Origin of the sequence: Sporosarcina sp. OR05 (assembly GCF_041414805.1) — a bacterium.
Taxonomy (GTDB): Bacteria; Bacillota; Bacilli; order Bacillales_A; family Planococcaceae; genus Sporosarcina; species Sporosarcina saromensis.
In genome coordinates this window covers 43338-49337 of record NZ_JANKJL010000017.1, presented here as the reverse complement: position 1 = coordinate 49337, position 6000 = coordinate 43338, and the positions used below count along the sequence as shown (strand labels likewise).

The 6000-nt window shown below is 45.3% G+C and carries 10 protein-coding genes; 7 read left to right on the top strand and 3 right to left on the bottom strand.

Annotated features, from left to right (window positions below; translation table 11 throughout):
• The first annotated feature begins 24 nt into the window (after positions 1-24).
• A complete protein-coding gene (locus tag NRI27_RS16950; RefSeq protein WP_371391750.1) occupies positions 25-261 on the top strand; it encodes a NifU family protein in 237 nt (78 codons plus the stop codon).
• 77 nt (positions 262-338) lie between these two features.
• Here NRI27_RS16950 and NRI27_RS16945 read toward each other — a convergent pair whose 3' ends face one another.
• Entirely contained in the window at positions 339-1028 is a 690-nt protein-coding gene (locus NRI27_RS16945; RefSeq protein ID WP_317943970.1) for a DUF2225 domain-containing protein, read from the bottom strand.
• A 122-nt stretch (positions 1029-1150) separates the two neighbouring features.
• Here NRI27_RS16945 and NRI27_RS16940 point away from each other — a divergent pair, with 122 nt between their 5' ends.
• Positions 1151-1513: a HesB/IscA family protein gene (locus tag NRI27_RS16940; protein ID WP_371391753.1), complete on the top strand. Its 363-nt coding sequence runs from the start codon at positions 1151-1153 to the stop codon at positions 1511-1513.
• A gap of 145 nt (positions 1514-1658) precedes the next feature.
• Positions 1659-2717 (top strand): tyrosine-type recombinase/integrase, encoded by a 1059-nt coding sequence (locus NRI27_RS16935; RefSeq protein WP_371391749.1) that lies wholly within the window; start codon positions 1659-1661, stop codon positions 2715-2717.
• Between the two features lie 681 nt (positions 2718-3398).
• Here the strand turns inward: NRI27_RS16935 and NRI27_RS16930 are convergent.
• Positions 3399-3689, bottom strand: a complete 291-nt coding sequence (locus tag NRI27_RS16930) for a DUF3102 domain-containing protein (protein WP_371391752.1) — start codon at positions 3687-3689, stop codon at positions 3399-3401.
• A gap of 109 nt (positions 3690-3798) precedes the next feature.
• Between NRI27_RS16930 and NRI27_RS16925 the strand changes: the two genes are divergently transcribed.
• Positions 3799-4365 (top strand): hypothetical protein, encoded by a 567-nt coding sequence (locus NRI27_RS16925; protein ID WP_371391748.1) that lies wholly within the window; start codon positions 3799-3801, stop codon positions 4363-4365.
• Between the two features lie 67 nt (positions 4366-4432).
• Here NRI27_RS16925 and NRI27_RS16920 read toward each other — a convergent pair whose 3' ends face one another.
• Positions 4433-4654, bottom strand: a complete 222-nt coding sequence (locus NRI27_RS16920; RefSeq protein ID WP_371391747.1) for a helix-turn-helix domain-containing protein — start codon at positions 4652-4654, stop codon at positions 4433-4435.
• 171 nt (positions 4655-4825) lie between these two features.
• Here NRI27_RS16920 and NRI27_RS16915 point away from each other — a divergent pair, with 171 nt between their 5' ends.
• The 3 genes from NRI27_RS16915 to NRI27_RS16905 all read left to right on the top strand — a co-directional run bounded on the left by NRI27_RS16915 (position 4826) and on the right by NRI27_RS16905 (position 5699).
• The gene (locus NRI27_RS16915) at positions 4826-5074 is read left to right on the top strand and encodes a hypothetical protein (RefSeq protein WP_371391746.1); all 249 of its coding nucleotides are present in this window, start codon (positions 4826-4828) and stop codon (positions 5072-5074) included.
• A 134-nt stretch (positions 5075-5208) separates the two neighbouring features.
• Positions 5209-5514, top strand: coding sequence for a hypothetical protein (locus NRI27_RS16910; RefSeq protein WP_371391745.1), 306 nt, complete (start codon positions 5209-5211; stop codon positions 5512-5514).
• Positions 5514-5699 (top strand): hypothetical protein, encoded by a 186-nt coding sequence (locus NRI27_RS16905; RefSeq protein ID WP_371391744.1) that lies wholly within the window; start codon positions 5514-5516, stop codon positions 5697-5699. Before NRI27_RS16910 ends, NRI27_RS16905 begins: the two co-directional genes overlap by 1 nt.
• Positions 5700-6000: the final 301 nt, after the last annotated feature.

The following is a 6000-nucleotide window of genomic DNA, read 5'->3' as shown; positions in this document are numbered from 1 at the left end:
TAAGGAAAGGAGAGAAATAACACAATGACTGATACTGCAATGATGGAACCTGTACAAGAAGTATTAAATAAATTACGCCCATTCCTACTACGTGATGGCGGAGACTGTGAACTGGTCGATATTGAGGACGGTATTGTTAAGCTTCGCCTTTTAGGTGCTTGCGGCACGTGCCCAAGCTCGACGATCACATTAAAAGCTGGTATTGAACGCGCATTACTTGAAGAAGTACCTGGCGTAGTGGAAGTAGAACAAGTATTTTAATTCAAATTAAAAACCGCATGTAGACCAATCTCGGGTCCATGCGGTTTTATCATTTAAAAAGCAGTTTGACGCTCCGTTTAGCCACTTTGTTTTTTGACCTCACGAATTTCATGCCATCTCTCTTTTGCCATCTCCACGATTTTCGGTTCAATTGATGTCCGTTGATTTTCAATGACACGGGAAAAATTCCGAGTGGCCGCGTCCCGATCCCCAATTGCATGGGAAAGCTCGGCCATTAAATACAAAACTCTTGTTTCAGACATTTGTGTCCCGACGTAATCCCCTTCAGTATAAGCTTCCGTATACAAATCACGTGCAATGGAACGAAAACGTTTTTCCATTGTCACATCTTGCCGCTCCTTATAGAGCCACGCGATTCGAAGGATAATCCCCGCCATCGTCAACGCCTTTTCTTTTTTAATGCTTGCACTCAAATAGGCAAGTTTGTAGGTTTCAATTGCTTCGTCAATCGTCCGTTCTTCGCCGAAAGACCTACCGCTCCATAACGAAGTAATGGTCTTCGTAATCTCATTTTTCACACCAGGAGCAAAGTACGTCGAAAAATCTTCGGTAAAAGAAAATCCACAATGTGGACAAACGGCAACATGATAAAATAATGGGTTATTTGAAGGATCCGCATAAATGGGTTTAAAATCTTGTTCGTGTTCGACAACTCGGACGAACCGAGACCGAATCTTTGTTGTAGTAAATTTATCCTTGCAATTTAAGCATTCCATTTTCTTTATATATACAGGACTTATTTCCATGCGTCATCATCCTTTCGCACTATAAATTCATTATACATCATTTCCGTCTAGATGGAGTAATTTTGATTGCGAAACTTACAGAATCATTGTTATGATAAAGAAAAGCGGGAAGGTGAATGGATATGAAACAATACGTTGAAGTTACAGAAGCTGCTGCTTATCACGTAAAACAGATGATGGTACACAACGAAGAAGAAGGATCGTTTCTACGTGTTGCTGTGAATGGTGGAGGATGCAGTGGGTTAACATACGGATTAGGCTTCGAACAAGAACAAACAGAGGATGATTTCCTTTTAGAACAACATGGGATTCAAATTGTCGTGTCAAAAGAGGATGCAGCCATTCTCGATGGTACAAAAGTCGATTATAAAGAATCTCTTATGGGTGGCGGTTTTACGATCGAAAACCCGAATGCCATCGCATCATGTGGTTGCGGAACTTCATTCAGAACAGCTACCGCTAAGGGTACGCCGAAGAATTGTTGACCGTAAACTCTGCGGTATGTCTATCGCTAGGATGACGTATTCAACTTCGCAGGGTTTTGTAGTCAACCACTCGCTTAATCGCATAACAGAACTGTAATTACGCTCTCTGACCGTATTCATACGCGGTTAGGGGGCGTTTTTTGTTATGTCGGAAGAACGAACGTTTAAAAGGCGAAGGGTTGCTTATTCACGTCCACGCGTAGAGACGCCGGCTTTTACGAAGGTAGGTATAGACGACGCATGGCGGTTGTTTCTTGCCGCTAAAAGAGGCGAGAACCTGCGTCCGCGCACAATAGAGGACTACTCGAATACATGGCGCTACTTTACGACATGGTTATACGAGGTCGGTTATAACGTTGAGTACATCAGCGATATTACGGGCGAGATGATCCGCGAATACATCGACTACATCACGAACGAAGCGCCGCGCTATAAGGGGCACTTCAATATGACCGCTAAAGCCGGTACGTACGGAAAGGGACTAGCTACTGCTACGGTAAATATGCGGATAAGGGCGCTCAAGGTCGCGTTCAACTATTGGCTAGGCGAGGGTTACATACCTATAACGCCAATGCGGACGATTAAGACGCAGCGAGACGATGAGGACGCGATAGAGGCGTTTAGTGACGAGCAGGTGGACGCCTTGCTAGCCGCTTGTAATCAACGCACTTACGTAGGTTTCCGCGATTATGTGTTCCAGCTACTGCTATTAGATACCGGTATGCGCATGAATGAGGCGCTTAGCGTAACGCCTGACGTTATCGACATAAAGGCGCGCGTAATTTCGCTAGAGGCGAAGTTTAACAAGAACCGACGCTATCGTATTATACCAATCTCACCCGAGACGCTAAAGCTATTGCTCGAACTCATAGACGAGAACCGGCAGCACTTTGGAGAGGGCAGACGCGTTTTCTTATCCGTCTACGGAGAGGATGTGCGCGATACACAGATGAACAAGCGTTTGAAGTATTACGGAGATGTAACGGGCGTAGGTAAGGTCATACGAAGCACGGCCCATACGTGGCGGCATACGTTCGCCAAGAACTACATTCTCGAAGGTGGCGACCCTTATACGCTTATGCGGATTCTCGGCCATAGCAATATCGCGATGGTGCGCCGTTATATTCAAATGACGGATGTAGACGTTCGCACAAAGCATACAGTGCACTCGCCGATCAATCGAATACGAAAGAAGTTACGTTAACAAAAAAAGAACGCCCAGCGACGGCAATCGCTAGACGTTCCCCACAACTTAATAAGAAGTTGCGCTATACCACTACGTATAGCCATTCTAACGGATTTCGCGAAAAATTACAAGTAGCGAGGTTTATTTGAGTATGCGCAATTTCCGACGTGGAATCGCCTAGTAATACGTCGTTAATCTAACCTTGACCGGTCACGCCGAGCCAACGCAATAAATTCGGCTATATCGCCTGCTAATACGTTCCTTGTTGCGTTGGGCGACGAATGGGCGAGGACGGCCCTTAACGGTCTGGTGGTTTACTGGCGAGTTACGGCTCGGGTAAATACATTCTGCTATCGACGTGGACGGTAAAACGGCGGGAATGTGTCGGTCGAAAGATCGCGATTCAACAAGGGCATACGAGCAACCTCGGACGTCATCCATGACGCTGAATAATGCAATCGTTACTTTACTCTATCTACGAAACTAGCTGCGCTTTCGTTTTTAGAAGTAAGGTAACAATTTTTGCGCCGATTTCCTGGAGCGTGCAAGCCATTCTGCTGATTTGAGGTCGCGGAAGTCAAGCAATATATAAGAGTTTTTCGGTAGGCGGACGCGATAACATCGACAGTATTGCGCGCGCGGTCATACGATCGACTACGCAGCTTAAATGGCGCAAAAAAAATTACGCAACAAAATTTTTCATTTTGGGGGGTTAACCTCACGCACGGTCATTTCGTCAACCGTCTTAGTCGCGCCTGTGGACGGTATTGTGTGCGGTTGCTCGCGTTGTTCTTGCGGTAGAGTTGCGATTTCGTAGAGTGCACGCAATCCTAAATGTCCGAACGTGCGGACATCCTTGCCGCTGTATTCCTCGAATACCTTTACAAACTCCGCCGCTCTCCGCCTGTCCATCCCGACAGTTTCGAGCCATTCGCAATACTCACCGTGCGCAAGATCGTTCTCCTTAACGTGTTTTAAGCGCTTGCCTATTTCGAATATTGCTTCAAATATAGGGATTGACTATTCAGTAAACTATGCTATGGTACTATTATACAATTACGTAAATTAAAGTTACAAAGAGAATGGGGGATATGTAAAGTTGAAGGAGAATAAGCAAAAGAAGCCGTTATACAAGCGCTGGTGGATTTATCCTATTGCCTTTTTTGTATTCATAACAATAATAGGCGCAATCAGTTCGATATTTATTTCAGATGAACAGCTGGCGGCATGGGACGAGGAAGTACGCGCAGAAGAAGCCGCTAAAGAGGCGGAGAAACAGAAAGTTGCCGCAGAAAAGTCCGCTAAGAAAGCCGCAGAAGAACAAAGCGCTAAGGAAGAAAAACGCAAGGAAGAGGAACGTAAGGACGCAATCATAGAGAAATTTAACGAAAAATCAGCTCAATGGATTGCGGAATCTAACGAAATTATTCTTGCGGCGGAAATAGAAGCGTTGTCTGCGCACTTTAAAGCTAAGATATACGTAGATGAACTGACCTGGGCGCAAAGTAGTGAGAGTGAAAAGTTAAGTTTTGCGACGTCCATCGGTAACATGATGCAAGACGTAGTAGGATCGTCGGAAAACGTATTGACCGACATAGTAAGCGCAGTTAATGGCGACGTGGTTGCGGATCAAAGTATACTCGGCAAGTGGAAGATTAAACGTTAATACTAGAATGACACGCCTTACGTTTGCAGCGTAAGGTTTTTTTGCGCCAAAAATAAAGACTCCGCGATTATTCCGCAGAGTCGTCTTTGTCCGGTACATATTCGATAATATCGCCAACTTTACAATTTAATGCCTTGCATAGCTTGTCGATCGTTTCGTATTCAATTCCACTATTCTTTTCGTTTAATATTTTTGAAATTCCGTTACGGTGCATGCCGGTAGCCTCCGCAAGTTTCCCGATGTTGAAATCCTTTTTCTTCATAGTTTCCCGCAATTTAATAATAATCATAATTATTTCCTCCTTTTAGTATCTACTCCTATTATAAACCAGTAAACACTATGGTGTGTAACTTATTTTAAAAATATGCTAGAAAGTTGTTGACAATGCACACTAAGGTGTTTATAGTTAGAATTAACAAATGCACACTAAGGTGTTCAAAAGTGAAAGGGGATTTATATTATGCTAAAAACTGTAAACGAAATCATTCCGGGGGTTGAGCTATTAATCTACAACGAGGTGGACGAAGCGGTACTCCGCATTAACGAGGAAGATGTAATCGAGTTCCACTATACGCCGGAAGCTGCGGCCATGTTCGCGCAAATAGACACGGCAGAACCGATCGAACTACTCGAATTACTGGCGCGCCTTAATAAGTCACTCGACGCGAAACTAGAGGCTGAACGTTTGGCACGAAAGGCGGTCGTTTAAGATGACGGCAGTTAAAGTCGGCGCATGGACGCTAGTACCAAGTAAGTCAACCGCAGACCCGGCGCAACTCGAGCAGGCTAAGGCGTATCTTGCGCAAGTAGTGGAGGCAATCGAAGCAAAGGAGGGCGCGCAACATGGCGAAACCGCATGAAAAGTATATCGACCAACTCAACGCGTTAAACGAACTTATTACGGCTGACTTTGATTTTTACCGCGAACTTAACTCGCAAATAGACCGGCGGCTGAACGAACTAGGCAAGCGCGGCGACATCGAAGCTACGGCGGACGAAATGCGCCAATTGCTCGCAGACCGTGCGCGCATTAAAGATACGGCGTTAAAGTTGTTGCCGCTGCGTGACTTCTTTCGCAATCATTACGGCGAAGTAGGCGAGCGGCTGGCGCGACTAGCTGCCTATGACCGCGACAAAGGGGCGGTATAATGGGGCGGCTAGAACGCGCGCTAGACTTCTTAAAGGCGGAGTTTTACGCGGCTGGCGAAGAATTTAAGGCTACGCAAGACAAGGCGTTGCTGCGCGACTTACACGCGTTGACTGGCGCAATAAACGAGATCGAGTTATTTCTTTTTGACCGTCGCATAACGGTTATAACCGATTGTCTAGGGTGAGGGGCGCTTGCGGGCGTCCTTTTTTGCATTTAGGGCATAGGTCTTTAAGTTCATTAATTAGCGAAAGTGTGCGAAACACCTCGCGCTTTGTATATAAGACGGTAAGAGCGTAAAAAGAATTTCGCGTATAACTCCGCACTTGGCGTTTAATTTCGATATAACTAGTAAGGGAGTAAAAAACTTGCTTGAAAATGTCCCAAAAGTGAGCATGCGCGTCCCCTTCCGTAGTATAAGCACAAAAAGAATTTTGCGAATAACTCCGCACTTGGCGATTTCAAACGGTATAGCTAGTAAGAGGTAA